The sequence below is a fragment of the Aliifodinibius sp. S!AR15-10 genome (genome assembly GCF_031569985.1).
In the GTDB taxonomy this organism is placed as follows: domain Bacteria; phylum Bacteroidota; class Rhodothermia; order Balneolales; family Balneolaceae; genus JAMQKA01.
This window is the reverse complement of sequence record NZ_JAMQKA010000004.1, coordinates 93,146-109,507: the sequence shown is the minus strand read 5'-3', so window position 1 is coordinate 109,507 and position 16,362 is coordinate 93,146. Positions and strand designations below refer to the sequence as shown.

Genomic DNA, 16,362 nt, shown 5'->3' with positions numbered 1-16,362 from the left:
CAAAATCTTTAATTAACTTCGCAGACTAAACGCAACAACATGGCAAAATTCAATCCATCGGGACTTAATCACATCACTATCAGGGTTAATGACATCGAAAAAGCGGAAGAGTTTTACGGAGAGGTTCTGGGTTTTGAACTGCTCCGCAAGATGGGAAAAAGCATGGCGGTCTACCAGGTTGGAGATGAGGATACCCTGGTACTGGTAGAGGCAGAAACAAGCTATGATCCCAGCTCGCGCGATTACCGCGTTGATCATTTCGGTTTTTATGTGGATTCTCCCGACGAAGTGGATGAGCTGGCAGAGTATTTCAGAGAACAGGAGGTCAGCATTTTGAGTGGTCCCGCGAACCGAAAAAGAGGACGTTTTGTTTTTATCTCTGATCCCGATGGTAATATGATCGAAGTTTTTTACGAAGAAGACGATGAGTAAAAGGTTGGAAGTTAGAAGTTTGAGGCTGGAAGCTGGAAGTTAGAGGCCGGAGATTATAGAGAAATGGATTATCCAACATCCAACTACTAACTTCTAAAAAATCCAGCATTGCGTAACTTTGACAGCAAAATGTCACATTTAGGTTGGTGGCATGTTATTTGCATAAAAAGGTAAGCAATTGACGAAGCGATTACGGAATTTCTAAAATTGAAAGGATATGAGCGAAACCAACGAAAAGGTGAAACAAGAGCAGCAGGATGAGGAATTGGATTCTGCTGAACAGCAATCACAGGAACAGGAAAAGATACCTGTCGAGGAAACGGAATATGCGGAGCTCGAAAAGGAAGAGCTTATCGAGAAGCTCCTGGAGCAAGACCAGTTGATTGAAGAACTGAAGGATGAGGTCGACACTGCCAAAGATAACCATCTTCGGAAAGCGGCTGAACTGGAGAATGTGAGGAAGCGTTTTCAGCGTGAGCGCACCCAGCTTTTTGAAACAGCCAAAGCCAAGGCGCTGGAAGACTTCCTGCCGATCAATGATGATCTGCAGCGTACACTGAAAGCATTTGATGAGACGGAGGTTAATGAGAATTTTATGGATGGCGTTGAGCTGGTCGCCAACAAGTTTGAAGAAGTATTGAATAAATATGGTGTTGAACGGATCGATGAGGAGATGGTGCCGTTTAACGTGGATTTGCACGATGCAATGATGAGCCAAAAGCCGGAAGATGACAGCGTTGGCAGCGATGTCGTGCTGAAAGTCCTGGAAAATGGATATCGCATGGGCGACCGAACCATCCGTCACGCAAAAGTAATTGTAAGCGAATAAGGGAAGGATAAATTTAGTATGCCCCGCGACTACTACGAGATTCTTGGAGTTAGCAAGGATGCCAGCCAGGATGAAATTAAAAAAGCCTATCGCAAGCTGGCGATGCAATACCACCCGGATCGCAATTCCGATGATCCGGAAGCAGAGAAGAAATTCAAGGAAGCCTCTGAGGCCTACGAGGTACTCCGTGATGAGCAGCAACGTGCCAAGTACGACCAATTTGGCCACCAGGGCGTAAATGGGGGTGGTGGATTTGGCGGTCGAGGCCAGTACCAGGATGTTGGATTTGAAGATATTTTTAGCCGGTTTAGCGAGATTTTCGGCTCCGACTTTTTTGGCGGTGAGTTCAGCGGAGGTGGGCGCGGTCGCTCCAGGGGACGTCGTTCCTCCGGGCAGCCGGGCTCCGATATGAAACTTCGTGTCGAGCTGGGGCTTGAAGAGATCGCCTTTGGCACCGAGAAAAAGCTTAAGGTTAAGAAACAGGTCAAATGCGACGAGTGTAACGGTACCGGTGCGGAAACGGAGAACGACTACGAAACCTGCAGCACCTGTAATGGTATGGGTGAGGTCCGGCAGGTTCACCGCACGATGCTGGGACAGATGGTCAATGTGCAGCGATGCCCCGATTGTAACGGCGAAGGACGGATTATCAAGAATAAATGCTCAAAGTGCCACGGGGAAGGCCGCTACAAAGGGAAAGAGACTGTCAAAGTTCGTATCCCCGCCGGTGTTTCCAAAGGTAATTACATCACGATGCGAGGGCAGGGAAATGCCGGAATTCGTGGAGGAGAAGCCGGCGACCTGATTGTTCTCATTGAAGAGGAAGAGCACGAGCACTTTGAGCGTGACGGTGACGATATTTATTACGATTTAGTCCTTAGTGTTCCTGACGCCATCCTTGGCACCGAAGTGGAAGTCCCCACCCTCAAAGGGAAAGCAAAAATTAAAATTGAGGAGGGCACACAACCCGGCAAGCTTTTGCGGATGAAGGACAAAGGCATTCAGAATCTGAACAGATCCACCAGCGGCGACCAGTTTATCAGGGTGAATGTCTATATTCCCGGTAACCTCACCAAAGAAGAGCGGAAGCATGTTGAGGCGCTGAGGGGACAAGAGCATTTTGCCGCCGAAAACAAAGAAGATGATGGCAAAGGATTCTTCTCCAAAATCAAGGATGTGTTTACCTGATTTTGTTTTATCAGTAATCAGTAATGTCTGGGGTATTCAATCTTTCAGGCAAAGTATTTACGTTGTTAAATATCCTTTTTGGAAAAAACCTGGTAGGATCCCTCTATAAATAGGTAGTCTACAGAAAGACCAATCTACGAATTCCGGCCTAGGTAAAGTTAACCGCCTGGAAGAGGATCAGAGCGGAGCGTAAAGAAAAAATCTGTGATTTCCGAGATTTAAACCGTTGAACTGTTGATGTTAGGTCGAACTTCAGAAGGTTTTGAAAGGATTTCTTTTGCAGCCCACATCAGGCAAAGATGCTTCGGTTTTTCTTCTTGTTGATAGAGCTATAAGTAAGAAATTAACAAGGTTTTCTGAGTCAAGAGAATCCCTGCAGCTGGTTATTGAAAAGATGAGTGATGTTCCAATGCAATAGGCTATGTATAGGCAGGATAGTACAACATCTAGGATTCTTTGGCGGCTTTTTTGGTGTACATACAGTTCTTTAGTCCGACTCCCGGCGGATTTTGGCCGTACAAAAAATGAACACTACATGGGAATAAGACTCCTATCTGATAAAGTAGACCTCTCATCCCAATCCAGCTGCTCCTTTTTATCACTAAAAAAGAACACCTGCATGACGATAAAGACTCCAGGTGGCGATTTCCAAAATTTACCGGACAACAGTAATTTGTAACTGAAATACCAAATAACTTGGCTATTGTCTCCACTCCATATCCTGGGTAAAAAGCTGGTTGAGAATCACTTCCAAAATATGATTGCTGTTTCGGATACCCCCGCAGTAACGCGGTTCGGATGCAAGCGTGATTCCCTCAAGGTACTTAAGAATATGCTGAAATAACGGATTTTGCGGATCAATGACCGACTCTATTTCCTCATCTTTATAGATCTGAACATCTGTTCGTTGATAGGGGGCCACCTTATTTTTGATGAAGTAATCCAAGTCGATGTCAAGATACATCGGCCCATCTCGTGCAGTTATTTCAGACTGGAATGTATCGATGGAGGTAAATTCCATGATTTGATGGTTATGTCCATCCCGATCAGTCCAATGGTCTTTCTGTTCCATCCCGTAATTTTTTAGTAGGATGATATCGCCAATCACATTCAGCCAGGCCGCTGACAGTACGTGCCCGTCGTTATGGGGGTCGAGTTGATATACCGTAAAATCCCGAACCTCTTCCAGATCCTGCTGGTTAAGCGAATTCAATGCCTCCTTGTCAGAATCGGAGGGCGGTGCCAGGTCACGGTGCCAGTCTATGGTAACCAGCGTTGGCGATTCCGATTCTGATATCTGTCCGGACTCTTGGAGTAAGCGAGTCCATTTCAGCCAGTAGAAAAAAGAGTAGCGATGGTCTTTGAATATCGCCAGCTCAACCTCACGTTCCGATTTTCCACCGGGATGGGCAACCATCTCACTATGTGCCCCGAATGGGGTTGTTTCGCTTATTTTGGGATCTCGGTGCATAGGTTCTTCGGGTGAAACATGAAAACTGACTCACCCAAACTACCATTCTTCTCCCAAAAAGCAACAATTGGTTACGTATGGGACAGGTGGCTGAGTTTGTCAGGATTGAGTACGGTATAAATATGCTGGACTTTTCCATCTGCTATTTCAAAAGACCAGACGCTGTGCAGTTTATCCGCGATATGAACGACCAGCCCCGGTACCCCATTGACCTCTGTGAACTCTACTTCTACTGCATGATCCTGCTGTTGCTTGCGTATGCCAACCATAAATCTTGCAATTTTGTTGGCTCCGAAAATAGGCCTTCGTGCAGCTGTGACTTTGCCACCGCCGTCGGAATACAGGATGGCATCATCGGCAAGCATTTTTTCGAGGTTGGCGATATTGCCGTGTTGTACTGCCTCCATAAAAGAGTGAAGCAGTTTCTCCTGTTTCTCTTTGTCGGTATCAAACCGGGGGCGCCCCTCCTGGATATGGTCACGTGCCCGCTGCCCGATTTTTCGGCAGTGAGCTTTCGACTTACCGATCATGCCGGCAATTTCCGAGTAATTGTACCCGAACACTTCATGCAGCAGGAATACTGCGCGTTGCACTGGGGTCAGCTTTTCCAGGACGACCAGCAGGGCCATTGAAAGCGATTCAGCCAGTTCTGTTTGTTGCTGTGGATTGTCTTTGTCTGATTCCAGGAGAGGTTCGGGGAGGTCGGGGCCTACATATTTTTCCCGACGGTTTTTTGCTGATTTGAGTTGGTCCAAACAGATGCGACTGACGATGGTAGACAGGTAGGCTGCAGGGTTTTGAATTTGCTCCAGGTCCAGCTTTTGCCAACGGAGATAAGCCTCCTGTACCGCGTCTTCAGCCTTTGCAACCCGGCCGAGCATACCGTAAGCGATCTGAAATAGGCGCGAACGGTGCTCTTCAAAAATGGTTGTTAATTGGTCCATACCTTTTAAATGATTTAGCTCAACAGTTCACACAATTCATCAGAGCTAATGTTCATGGGAGCGTTCATCAAATTATAGTAATTCTCAATTGCATTGATAAGCGTAATCTGCACGATCTCCTGCTCATCAAAGTGCTGCTTTAGGCGATTAAACGTAGAATCAGAAACATGCTTGTTCCTGGTTGCCTCATCAACATATGAGAGCGCCGATTTCTCGGCTGCTGTAAAAGACTCGCTCTCATCAAATTGCATAAGGTCATCAAAAATAGAGGAATCTATATCCTTAGTTTTAGCTGATGCCTTCCCGATGTCGATGCAGAAAGCGCAGCCATTCAGTGTAGCCACATATACCTTGATCAGGTGTTTTAATCGCGAGGAAATGGTAAAAAATTGATCCAGGTCCATCAGCTCTTTGGAGAGTCCCAGTGCCTGGGGAAAGCGGGCATAGAGGACTTTGAGGGGTGTGATTACCTTCCCGACCTTTCGCTTTGTGAACCAGTATGCCAGTTTCAGTTTTATGGAATCCGGGTTTTCAATGGGCGTAAGCCTTGGGTGAGAATCTTTCTGAAGTTCTGCAGTAGTTATAGTCATAGTATGTTGGGTTTTGGGTTATCAAGAAACATTTACATACCTATGACGAGATGGGTCGGGGAAACGTGACATTTAAATAATTTTACTGGAGAGTTCATTTTTTAGTGATGAAAAACGAACCAAAAAATCCCCGTTCCGACAGCTGTCGGAATAAAAAAATCACAGATTTTTTCTTTACGCTTCTCTCCGATCCTTCCGGGCGGTCAACTTTACCAAGGCCGGATTCTTAGAGCCGTTTAACCCTGCTATTCTATTCACTTCACTACATTAAACACTGAATTGAAATTTATAATTACTATAATTAGAGCCTACTCAAAAAGTCTGAGGTATGTTCGAAAAAACACAGTTCTTAGACGATGGCTCCGCCCAAAGTCCAGAAAATCCTTGCAGTTAATTTGCTTAAAAGCGAACGGAGCAGAAAAGCAATGAGCTCTAATAGGCCCGAAAAAGAGAATATCTGGGATTTTTTGGTTCGTTTTTTGGTCATACAAAAAATGAACACCCTAAGAGTGCATTAGCAGTTTTTCGCTAAATCAGGGTTACAGACTTGTACATGGACTTGGTGAAATAAAAGGAAATTCGATTGCAGATGAGAAAACCTTGCACCAACTTGGCATGTAAAATCCCCGAAGGCATTGACTAGCAATTAGTTGAACGGGGTCTGAGGAATCCCTAATTATCGTATCGATTAGCTTACCTCTTCTTCATCGTTACGCCCATGCCAGCACTGTCCATGAGCAGGAAAAGTGTTTCCAGCTCGGGATTTTGGGTGATTGCCTCAATATATTCGGGGGACGGATCGGGGTAACGCATGTTGTGAGCGATGACGAGTCCACCCGGACGAACAAGTGGCAACAGCTTTTGCAGGTAATCAGGATACCCGGATTTGTCCGCATCCAAAAACAGGATGTCGATCGGCTCTTTATATCGACTTACTGTTTCGTGAGCATCGCCCTCTATAAGGGTGATCAGGTTTTCAACACCTGCTTTTTTAAAATTTTCGCGCGCTATCTGGGCTCGTTTCTCGTCAATTTCATGCGTGTAGAGGTGCCCGCCGGTGGTCCGCAGCGCCAGGGCAAACCAGACCGAAGATTCGCCGGTTGAAGTCCCAATTTCAACTACACGCTGCGCATTGGTGGATTCAGTGAGCAACCGGAGCAGGCGACCATCACGTACCGAAACATTGGCATAGCTGGGCCCCGATCGGACCTCTTCGAGCGCGTGTAGGATTTTTTCTTCAGCTTCATCCCTGGGCTGAATCGGGTTGTCAATAGGGCCTTCACCGCCGCCCTCCAGCAGTTGGGCCGAGATCGGCATGCTGGCAAAAACAAAAATAATTAGAGCAGGTAAGAAGAATGTCAGTAGTCTCATGATAAGCTCCTTTTGTTGAGTAGAAGACCCCAAATTAGCAATTGATGAAATAACTGCAAATTGAGCTGGTTGAAAAGAGTCAAAAAGACTGTTGGGAGGCTGTTGTACCGCCGACCACCAGAAGTGGATTTACAGCGTTCCGCACCAGAGAAACGGAACGAGATAAGCTATGAAATGGAAAAGGGAGGAAGGGAGACCGAAAACCGGGAAATTCAAAAAAACCAAAATCAATTTGAAAGCACGGAACTAGAAAATATATTTCATCATTAATCACTTCCGCTTGTCTTTTATATAGATCGCTTTCGACTGCCCTTCTCCCACAGGACGCTCCTCCATCTCAAAAAGCTTCGTGGCATTTACCAATTCGCCCAATTTATGGAAGCCATAGTTCCTGGGATCAAACTCAGGCGACTGTTTTGCAATGTAGCTGCCTACGGGCCCCAGGTGCGCCCAGTTGGTCTCGTCAGAAGAAGCCTCAACAGCACTACGCAGGAGGTTTACAAGTTTTGTATCTTGTTTGAGTTCGTTAGTGGACTTCTGCTTTGTTTCTATTTGATCATCCTCTTCATCCCGCAATACCTCGGTATATACAAATTTGTCGCAGGCAGCGACAAACGGTTCCGGCGTTTTCTGTTCTCCAAACCCATACACTACCAGTCCTGACTCACGTAGCCGAGCCGCCAGCTTCGTAAAATCGCTGTCACTGGAAACCAGACAAAAACCGTCAAACTTGTCGCTGTACAGCAGGTCCATCGCATCGATAATCATGGCGCTGTCGGTGGCGTTCTTCCCACGCGTATATCCGAACTGTTGTATCGGCTGTATGGAGTGCTGGAGCAATACATCTTTCCAGCTGCTCAGGCGGGGAGAGGTCCAGTCGCCATAGATGCGTTTAACATTTGCTGTCCCGAACTTTGCAACCTCGGCCAAAAGTCCTTCTACAATCGAGGGTTGCGCATTGTCAGCATCGATAAGCACCGCTAGTTTATGCGTAATTTCTTCATCCATAGGATTGGATTTTTGGGCTTTAAGATTAATTGACACTGGAATATAAAGAAAAAGCTCCGTCGGAATTAGTACCGCATTTCATACCGAAGCTCTTTCCCGCAGCCCTGGTATTCTTTTCCATCTACTGCCAGGTAAACGGTGGATTCAAACTCTTTTCCGGCCATGGAGGTACAAGACTCATCGGTAGCGCGTATCGTAACGTTGTGTTCTTCAGTCTCTACTTTATAAATTTTTTCGGTGGTTTCAGTATTAAATTCTTGTTCCGGTGACGGGGTAACCAGTGTCCGCTCTCCATAGTCAAGCACATATTTAATGCTGTCGGGATAGACCTCAAGGTACCAACCTGGCTCATTTCCTGCGGCCCTGAAGCTGGCTCCCCGCAGCAGCGCATCCGCCCAGACGGTTTCCTTTTGGTCCACGTCGCAATACCCGTAGCTCTGGTTGTCAATTTCGACAAGCGCTTCATCACCTTTCGACCAGTACAGGTAATCTTCTGTCATGAAGCGAGCCCCGGATGCCGATTTAGCCTGGGGAAGGTGCACCGTGGTATCCTGCAGGAAAAGCCAGGCGTCAGCGGTGTCCACTTTGACAATGATGTTGGCGGCCTCCAGGCAATTGTAGACATACGTTTTTCCCGTGGGCTCAGGTTTGGGATGGGGGGTAGGGGATGGCTCTTTCTCCTGTTCTTGCGAACATGATACAAGCATAACCAGTGAAACAGCCAAGGCAATTAAAGATAGGAATCGATGGTGTTGCATGAATAAATTTTTGCTTTAGAACTCATCTAAAGAAAAGCATTTTTTTGCTGATGTGATACGCGGAATGAAACCACTTTATTATGGTGTCAGATTAGCTAATAAGGGTCGGATTAATTGAATAAGATCTTGATGTCATCCAACCTGTTCCTGATATCGCGAGTATGCGTTGATATGTTTTGTTTGGGTGTCAACGGAAAAAGACTTTACCAGATCCTGAAACAAGTTCAGGATGACACGGAAGCTTTTTTAACCCCTAAACGTATTAATAATATTATTAATACATCGTCTGGATGGGAGATTCTCTACTCAGTTGGCAATGCAAAAGCCACATATTCATCTCCGGAAGTTGTTCCCAGTTTGCCCCCACCGCAGGCAATCACCAGGTATTGTTTCCCGTCGATTTGATACATGCTTGGCGTAGCGAAACCCGCGGCCGGCAATTGTTCTTCCCACAGAAGTTCCCCCGTCTTTTTATGGAATGCCCGGATTTTGGAATCGAGGGTAGCCGCTATAAGTACGAGACCTCCGGACGTCACCACTGGGCCGCCGTAATTTTCAGTGCCTGTGGTTGAGATGCCCTGTTTTGCCAGTTCAGGATATTCGCCCAGCGGAATTCTCCACGCATACTCACCGGTATTCAGGTTTATGGCGTTTAGCGTTCCCCAGGGCGGATTGCTGGCAGGATATCCTTCAGGTGTTTGGAACTTATGGTAGCCGGTCATCACATAGGGAGAGGTGCGCGACTCACTATTGGTTACTTCCTGGTTAGCTGAAATATCGTAATAATCCTCTTCCAGCAGATAATTGACGATCGCTTTGGTCTCCGATTCCCCCAGGTGACCAAAACCCGGCATCATGCGCCTGCCATTTTTGACCAGGTTCAACAGCTCATCAGCTTCATAATTATCCTCCACATTTTGGATTGCTGGATTATTGCCACTTCCATCCATATCAGGCCCATGGCAACTGACGCAGTTACTCATGTACAAATTGCGTCCCATTGCTTGTGGCTGTTGGGATGAAGCGGGCTGCTCCTCTCCGGCCGGGATCATGGTCAGGGTCCACGGCACTTCATTGCTGTTGACATACAGAAGGCCGGTTTCGGGATCGAAGGCACTGCCGCCCCATTCTGCGCCTCCATCATAGCCGGGATACATCAAGACGCCGTTAAGCGAGGGCGGAGCAAATATATGGTCGCTGTCCAGCTCCTGGAGTCGTTTCCTTAGTTTTTCACGGACCTCATCCGATACGAAAGGGTTAAGATCAACCTCACTGAGATGCTGGCGGGTATAGGGCTTTGGCTTGGTTGGTACGGGCTGCGTGGGCCACACCTCTTCACCTTCCAGTTCAGAATTAGTGGGTACGGGCTTCTCTTCAATAGGAAACAGTGGTTCACCCGTTTCTCGGTTGAAAAGGAAAACATAGCCTGTTTTAGTGGTTTGGGCGACGGCATCAATTTGCTGCCCGTCATGGGTTACCGTCACCAGGCTGGGCGGGGAGGGGAGATCACGGTCCCAGAGGTCATGGTGAATCGTCTGGTAGTGCCAAATTAGTTCACCGGTGGCAGCATCCAGGGCCAGCAACGTATTGCCAAAGAGGTTTGCCCCTTTGCGGTTGCCACCGTAGAAGTCGGGCGATGCCGTGCCGGTGGGAATGAAAACTATGCCACGTTCTTCATCCAGACTCATGCCCGCCCAGCTATTGGCGCCGCCGATACGTTTCCAGGCCTCGGGATCTTCCCAGGTCTCATAGCCTTTTTCGCCGGGATGCGGGATGGTGTGAAAGGTCCACTCGAGATCACCTGTACGCACGTTAAACGCCCGGATATCTCCTGAAGCGGCATCGGCTCCTTCTGAAACGCGTGATCCCAGGATAAGCAGATCCTCATACACAATACCCGGAGATGTTGCGGAAACGTAAAGATCCCGGCTTTCTTCCCCGAGCCCGGTGGCCAGCGGGATACTTCCATTTTCACCGAAAGAGGGAACAGGTTCGCCGGTAGTCGCATCAACAGCAAATAGTTGAGAATTGGCTACGTACAAAATTCGGTGGTCATCACCATCTTCCCAGTAGGCCACACCCCGGTTGTTGGTAATTCCATGATTGATTTCAGCAGTATCGGGAATGGGATTGAAGACCCACTCTTCTTGTCCAGTGGCGGCATTCAGGGCAAAGAGCTTCATCTTGGGCGTTACACCGTAAAGCGTGTGGCCGATGATGATCGGGTTGTGCTGAATCTGTGAATTTTTGGCGGTATCGGCATCGCCGGTGTGGTAGGTCCAGGCTTTCTCCAGGCTGGTTACATTCGTAGTATCGATCTGATCGAGCGTGGAATATCGAATGGATTCATTGCCCCCGCCGTAGATCTCCCAGGTAGTATATTTTTCAGAATCAGTATTTGAACTACAGGAGAAAATGATTAAAGATATGATGCACAAAAAAGTCCACAGAACGCTTTTAAATAATGTATTCATCCCAAAATCCCTGTTAATAATGACGAACTATGTTAAATCGACTAGCCAGCAAGGCAAATATTAAATCAAATTCACCAAAATATACGCCAGGCCAGCATCAGGCATATGACAATAAAAAGAAGTCCAAATATTTTGAACAAGTGATCGGCTAACCAACCGGGCAGGTAAAGGTCGGCGACGGAGCCTCTCACAGCACCACTATTTTCTGCAAATATGGTTAGTGGGCACTGCCAATCATTCCAGACCAGGATAATCAATTCGGCTAGAACTATTGAAAATGCGATCCAGGTTATCGTCGTGATCTGGTCGAAAGCTACGGTATACAGCACATAAAGAGTGCATATCCCGATAAGGAAGAACAGCAGAGAATGCACCAGCTTAATATAGAAGACAGAGCGACTGATGTCTGCACCTCTGATTCGTTAAATAAAGATTATCACCATATTATAGATGCTTCTAATTTAAATATTTCGTCGGGAGTGCAACTCCCTCCCAACGGGGGCACTGCTGAAGCTTACTCCATAAGCATAGATGGAATTGACAGCACTTCCTGCGTATTGATCTCTTCAGCGCCGCGCACTTTTGATCCCGCAGCAATGTAAATTTTGCCATCATGGACAATCGCCTGGGTGCCGTGGCGACCCATATTCAGCTGGGGCAGTGACTGCCATTTCCCGGTTTCTGTGTTATAAGCCTCAACCTCGGAATGAGCCTCCGACTGTGTCCCACTTTCACCACCAATTACTACGAGATTATTTCCCACAGAAATAGCGGTTGTACCTGCGCGCTCGGTGGGCAGATCACCTGTGGGGGGAAGGGGATTCCATTCCCCCGTTTCAAAATCATATACGTCTACTTCTGGAATCGTCAGCTGGAAGACCCGGCCTGAAGCCTGTGACGTTCTTCTTCCACCTGCGGCGTAAAGTTTTCCGCCAATAACAGCTGCCTGGAAATGATCACGAAAACGCGGTATTTCAGCCAGTTGCTCCCATTCCCCGGTCTCGGGATCAAAAGAATCAAACCAGCGAACATGTCCACCGATATGCCCATTCTGGCTGCCACCGACAACAAATATTTTATCGTTATAGACAACGCTCGCCGCTGCACCGCGAGGCCGTGGAATTTTTGGGCCTCTTGTCCAGCTGTCAGTTTCCGGATCATAGATGTATACATTGGGGACCGGATCTTCATCAGGATATCCGCCGGTAAAGGCACCCATTACATAAATTTTTCCGTCAGAGGTAACGGCCTGGAAATGGTGCATTGGCAGGGGGGCAGTAGCTCCAGTGGACCAGCTACCTGTTGCGGGATCATAGATATCCACCGGTCGTTCACCGCGTCCACCCAGCAAATAGAGCTTGTCCCCAACCTTTGTGTAGGCGTTTTCGTGGCGGTGGTGCGGCTCAGTATCAGAAGATAATGTCGTCCATTTCTCCTGGCTTTGTGCCTGTGTTGTCATTGTTAGTACTGAAAGCAATATTAAACAGAGGATGGTTGATGCTGTACTTGCACAATTTGATGCAGAGAGCTTCATGAGTTGGTAGTTTATTGTTGGGTTCTATGACGGCAGGAAATTGCCGGGTTTCTTCCATTATTGCAAATTAATGGTCGCAACGAACTGGTTCGGGATTAAATTATTAATTTTGTTAAATTAAAACATGGGATTTCCCCTGGATTGGATGCATTAGTCAGGCAAGAGGTTGGATAAACTGCACTTTCTTTTATTAACTTTGAAATATAAAACTAACGTCTCAAATAAGACGGGAGGTTGTTATGCCACTCAGCAGACTGACGGAATATTTGGACGATAACGACAAAAAATATGTCGTCATCAAGCACTCAAAAGCGTTTACGGCCCAGGAAGTTGCCGCTTCGGCGCACATACCGGGGCGAGAAATGGCAAAGACGGTGATCCTGAAAGTGGATGGTGATCTCAAAATGCTGGTTCTGCCCTCAACTCATGATGTAGACTTTGACCAGGTTAAAGAACAGTTAGGAGCAAAAGAGGTGTCACTGGCTTCTGAAGATGAATTCAGTGGTATGTTCCCCGACTGTGAAGTAGGGGCTATGCCGCCGTTTGGGAATCTTTACGATATGGAAGTTCTTGTGGCTGAATCACTTACTGATGATGAAGAGATCGCATTCAATGCGGGAACTCATCGTGAGTTGGTTCGGATGGCTTACCAGGATTTCGAAGACCTGGCAAATCCAAATATTGTCCCGGTTTCAGTAAAACATCACTACTGAGGCAGGAGAGCGAATATTTATGATGTTTCTTGCATCATTTTGTGTTGAAATATAACGCGGGCGCATAGGCTCCGTCAGCATATTCTGAGGAGTAAAAGCTGGCGTTTATGGGACCAAGCGGACGGAGTGCAAAGCCGATAGTTTGACCGCTGACGAGCCGCTGCAAGGCCGGTTTGGAGATGGTGATGCGAGTGGTACGTTGGTTTCCGCCGGAAATACGGGTATCGATAATCATCTGGGGATTAAATACCTCGTTCAGTGGTTTCCCGCGAGAGAGGCTGGAAAGCGTCACAGTTTCTTGGTTCCAGTCGGCAGCCCCGGTGAGTATTTCCACTATGCGAACCTGTCCAAATTCCGGTGGGTCGGTATCCATACGCTGTAGGGACCTAGTAGTGAGCTCCAAGACGCCATACCCTTCTACCTCCTTTTGAGACAATGAGGTAAAGTCCCAGCGAAGGATAACATACTGCGAGTCGCTGACCGTTAATGCAGGAATTCGTTCATCGGCTGAAGCACTATACCAGCCGTTAAAATTTTTGTCGGGATAAGCCAGATTAACCATGGCATCATGTGCAACATTCGCCTTGTGCTCAAAGGTTGAGAGATCGGGTACCGGCGGGTGATAGGCGACCGGATTTCCGGGGTCGGGTCCTGTCGTATCGGTATCGACAACATCAACTCTAAAATAGTCCACCTGCACTTGGTAGGTCTCCAAGCCCCAGTCGATAAGGGCCATTTGTGCATTTATTGTATCCCCGGCCACGGCTTCAAATCCCTCGGTGGTCATGCTGATTGTATGCCAGCCTGTAGTGTCGGGGATGTCATACTCCATTAGATGGGTATGAAAATCAGTGGTTTTCTGGGTGTTAAAATGAAGATTGACACGGCGTGGAGCATGGCTTGCTTTAATGCGGGTATCAACACGCAACTCCCGATCGGGTTTGTTGAATTCTTCCAAGTTCAAATATGGTGCCACATTACGCCGAATCAGTGCCCACCAGATATTATCACGGTCTTTGGTGGCATCAACAGAGATCTTAGCATAACCGTTAGTACCGGTGAAATCCATTTTAGCTGCACCATCACCAGAATGATAGTTCCATTCCTGGCTCACTCCGTCCTCAAAATGATCAACAAATTGTGCCCGTGCCGGAGACACCTCTATCAAAAGCAGGAATATGGAAAGCAATGCTAAAGATATGTTACCCCACATAATTGATTTTGTTTTGCAACAAATTGGATGTTAAGAGATTAGAATACCTGATTACGGTTCAGATTATTTGCACCCATATTATAACAATAAGGGTACAAGACAGGAAAAATGGAATTTTACGATCTATTTCTTGTCTTAATTACAATTATTTCTAACTTTTGTAAACGATATTAATCCCTGTAAAGACAAAGTGCAGGAAAATATCTAAAAATAGAATATGAGTTAAATCAAGAAGTAGATGTTAAAATTGCTGAGAACCTGGGTTCAAAGAGTAACAACTACAATTTTTCTTACACTGATTGTTGCCGTTGGGGGCAAAGGACTGCTGGCGCAACAGGAGGTGACAAAAGAAATTGGACCTATTGATGCCCCGTTTGAAATGACGAAACTGGAACGGCCCGGGTTCCAGGATACGACTTTTAATGTGGTCGATTTTGGGGCGCAACCGATGTCAAAAGACTCGAGTTTCAAGAACACCGATGCCATACACCGCGCGATTGAGGCCGCGCATAATGCAGGTGGGGGTATGGTCTTGATCCCCAAGGGTGATTGGTTGACAGGGCCAATCCATTTGATGAGTAATATCAACCTTTTCATTGCCGATGGAGCCACTCTTTATTTCAGTACTGATAAAGAGGATTACCTGCCGGTGGTGCCGGTGCGGTATGAAGGTGTTGAAGCCTATAATTATTCACCGCTGATCTATGCCTATAATGTGAAGAATGTAGCGGTTACGGGCACGGGCACCCTTGATGCACAAGGCGATCACTGGTGGAACTGGTTTGAAGAGCACGGAGCGCCACCACGTGGAATTGCAACGCAAGTTCCGCTTTCTCGGCGCGATTTTGGAAAGGGTGCTGGAAACGAAGGAATGCGTCCCAATTTCATGGTTTTCTGGAAGTCGGAGGACATCTTGGTGGAGGGGATCACCCTGAATGACAGCCCGATGTGGAATGTGCACCTGGTATACAGCAAAAAAGCCATAGTTCGAAATATTACAGTGAATAGTCTCAGGGCTCCAAATGGCGATGGTGTCGTGCTGGATTCTTCCCAGGATGTGCTGGTGGAGTACAACCATTTTGAGACTGGCGATGATGCTGTAGTTCTTAAATCAGGGTTTAATGAGGAGAGTATCCAAATTGATATTCCTACAAAAAATATTATAGTCCGTAATTTTGAGGCGCGTAATGTCCGTACCGGGAGTGGCGGCATCGTTTTTGGTAGTGAAACCTCGGGCGGTATCAATAATGTGTATGTACACGACGCCTATTTTGAGGGAGCTGACCGTGGAATTCGTTTTAAAACAGAGCGTGGACGAGGTAACGTGATCGAAAATATTTATATCCGGGATATCGAGATGAAGGATATTGAAAACCAGGCGATTAATTTCAATACGTTTTATACTGGTCCTGAAGCTACCGGCCCCGCCCCGCTTATTCGGAATGTGGATATCCGGAATGTAACGATCGATGGAGTGCCAACGGCCATTTCGCTGATCGGGCTGCCGGAAAAATGGTTGGAGAATATAGTACTTCAGAATATACAGGTCACAAACGCGGGGGAAGGGGCTCGCATTGAGCGCGTGAAAAATCTGACCCTGCGGGATGTTAGTATCGCCTCACAGGAGCGGGCTATGATAGTTGATGATTCCTATGAGGTCAGCTTTGAAAATGTGTCACTCACCGACAGCCTGGAAACAGCATCTGCACCACTGCTGATCCGGGGAGAATACAGCGGGTCTATGTTAATGCCTGATCTCCCTCTGAAACAAATCGAGCTTGGGGATGGCGTTTCTTTGAATGTCATAAAACGTGAACCCGAACAACAGGTTTGGTAG

Annotated in this window: 15 protein-coding genes; 5 read left to right on the top strand and 10 right to left on the bottom strand. The window is 47.1% G+C overall.

Features of this window, described 5'->3' with window-relative positions; translation table 11 throughout:
• The first annotated feature begins 39 nt into the window (after positions 1 to 39).
• The 3 genes from NC796_RS04385 (at position 40) to dnaJ (ending at position 2,449) form a co-directional block, all read left to right on the top strand.
• Complete coding sequence (locus NC796_RS04385) at positions 40 to 432, top strand: VOC family protein (protein WP_310682457.1); 393 nt, start codon at positions 40 to 42, stop codon at positions 430 to 432.
• A 217-nt stretch (positions 433 to 649) separates the two neighbouring features.
• A complete protein-coding gene (locus NC796_RS04380; protein ID WP_310682455.1) occupies positions 650 to 1,261 on the top strand; it encodes a nucleotide exchange factor GrpE in 612 nt (203 codons plus the stop codon).
• Between the two features lie 18 nt (positions 1,262 to 1,279).
• Positions 1,280 to 2,449 carry a molecular chaperone DnaJ gene (dnaJ, locus tag NC796_RS04375; RefSeq protein WP_310682453.1) on the top strand — a complete coding sequence of 390 codons (1,170 nt, stop codon included), beginning with the start codon at positions 1,280 to 1,282 and terminating at the stop codon, positions 2,447 to 2,449.
• Positions 2,450 to 3,149: 700 nt separating this feature from the next.
• Here dnaJ and NC796_RS04370 read toward each other — a convergent pair.
• The 9 genes from NC796_RS04370 to NC796_RS04330 form a co-directional block, all read right to left on the bottom strand.
• Positions 3,150 to 3,920, bottom strand: a complete 771-nt coding sequence (locus NC796_RS04370) for a hypothetical protein (protein ID WP_310682451.1) — start codon at positions 3,918 to 3,920, stop codon at positions 3,150 to 3,152.
• A 71-nt stretch (positions 3,921 to 3,991) separates the two neighbouring features.
• Complete coding sequence (locus tag NC796_RS04365) at positions 3,992 to 4,864, bottom strand: RNA polymerase sigma-70 factor (protein ID WP_310682450.1); 873 nt, start codon at positions 4,862 to 4,864, stop codon at positions 3,992 to 3,994.
• Positions 4,865 to 4,878: 14 nt separating this feature from the next.
• Positions 4,879 to 5,454, bottom strand: coding sequence for a carboxymuconolactone decarboxylase family protein (locus NC796_RS04360; protein WP_310682448.1), 576 nt, complete (start codon positions 5,452 to 5,454; stop codon positions 4,879 to 4,881).
• Between the two features lie 693 nt (positions 5,455 to 6,147).
• Entirely contained in the window at positions 6,148 to 6,825 is a 678-nt protein-coding gene (locus tag NC796_RS04355) for an O-methyltransferase (protein WP_310682447.1), read from the bottom strand.
• A 270-nt stretch (positions 6,826 to 7,095) separates the two neighbouring features.
• On the bottom strand, positions 7,096 to 7,833 hold the full coding sequence (locus NC796_RS04350; RefSeq protein ID WP_310682446.1) for an NYN domain-containing protein: 738 nt from the start codon (positions 7,831 to 7,833) through the stop codon (positions 7,096 to 7,098).
• 65 nt (positions 7,834 to 7,898) lie between these two features.
• Positions 7,899 to 8,591: an MliC family protein gene (locus NC796_RS04345; protein WP_310682445.1), complete on the bottom strand. Its 693-nt coding sequence runs from the start codon at positions 8,589 to 8,591 to the stop codon at positions 7,899 to 7,901.
• A 302-nt stretch (positions 8,592 to 8,893) separates the two neighbouring features.
• Positions 8,894 to 11,065, bottom strand: coding sequence for a pyrroloquinoline quinone-dependent dehydrogenase (locus NC796_RS04340; RefSeq protein WP_310682444.1), 2,172 nt, complete (start codon positions 11,063 to 11,065; stop codon positions 8,894 to 8,896).
• A 71-nt stretch (positions 11,066 to 11,136) separates the two neighbouring features.
• On the bottom strand, positions 11,137 to 11,439 hold the full coding sequence (locus NC796_RS04335; RefSeq protein WP_310682443.1) for a hypothetical protein: 303 nt from the start codon (positions 11,437 to 11,439) through the stop codon (positions 11,137 to 11,139).
• 140 nt (positions 11,440 to 11,579) lie between these two features.
• Positions 11,580 to 12,524 (bottom strand): kelch repeat-containing protein, encoded by a 945-nt coding sequence (locus NC796_RS04330; RefSeq protein ID WP_310682442.1) that lies wholly within the window; start codon positions 12,522 to 12,524, stop codon positions 11,580 to 11,582.
• A 314-nt stretch (positions 12,525 to 12,838) separates the two neighbouring features.
• Between NC796_RS04330 and NC796_RS04325 the strand changes: the two genes are divergently transcribed.
• Complete coding sequence (locus NC796_RS04325; RefSeq protein ID WP_310682441.1) at positions 12,839 to 13,312, top strand: YbaK/EbsC family protein; 474 nt, start codon at positions 12,839 to 12,841, stop codon at positions 13,310 to 13,312.
• 34 nt (positions 13,313 to 13,346) lie between these two features.
• On the opposite strand, the gene NC796_RS04320 is transcribed toward NC796_RS04325, so the two are convergent.
• Positions 13,347 to 14,525: a hypothetical protein gene (locus tag NC796_RS04320; protein WP_310682439.1), complete on the bottom strand. Its 1,179-nt coding sequence runs from the start codon at positions 14,523 to 14,525 to the stop codon at positions 13,347 to 13,349.
• A gap of 238 nt (positions 14,526 to 14,763) precedes the next feature.
• Between NC796_RS04320 and NC796_RS04315 the strand changes: the two genes are divergently transcribed.
• On the top strand, positions 14,764 to 16,362 hold the full coding sequence (locus tag NC796_RS04315; RefSeq protein WP_310682437.1) for a glycoside hydrolase family 28 protein: 1,599 nt from the start codon (positions 14,764 to 14,766) through the stop codon (positions 16,360 to 16,362).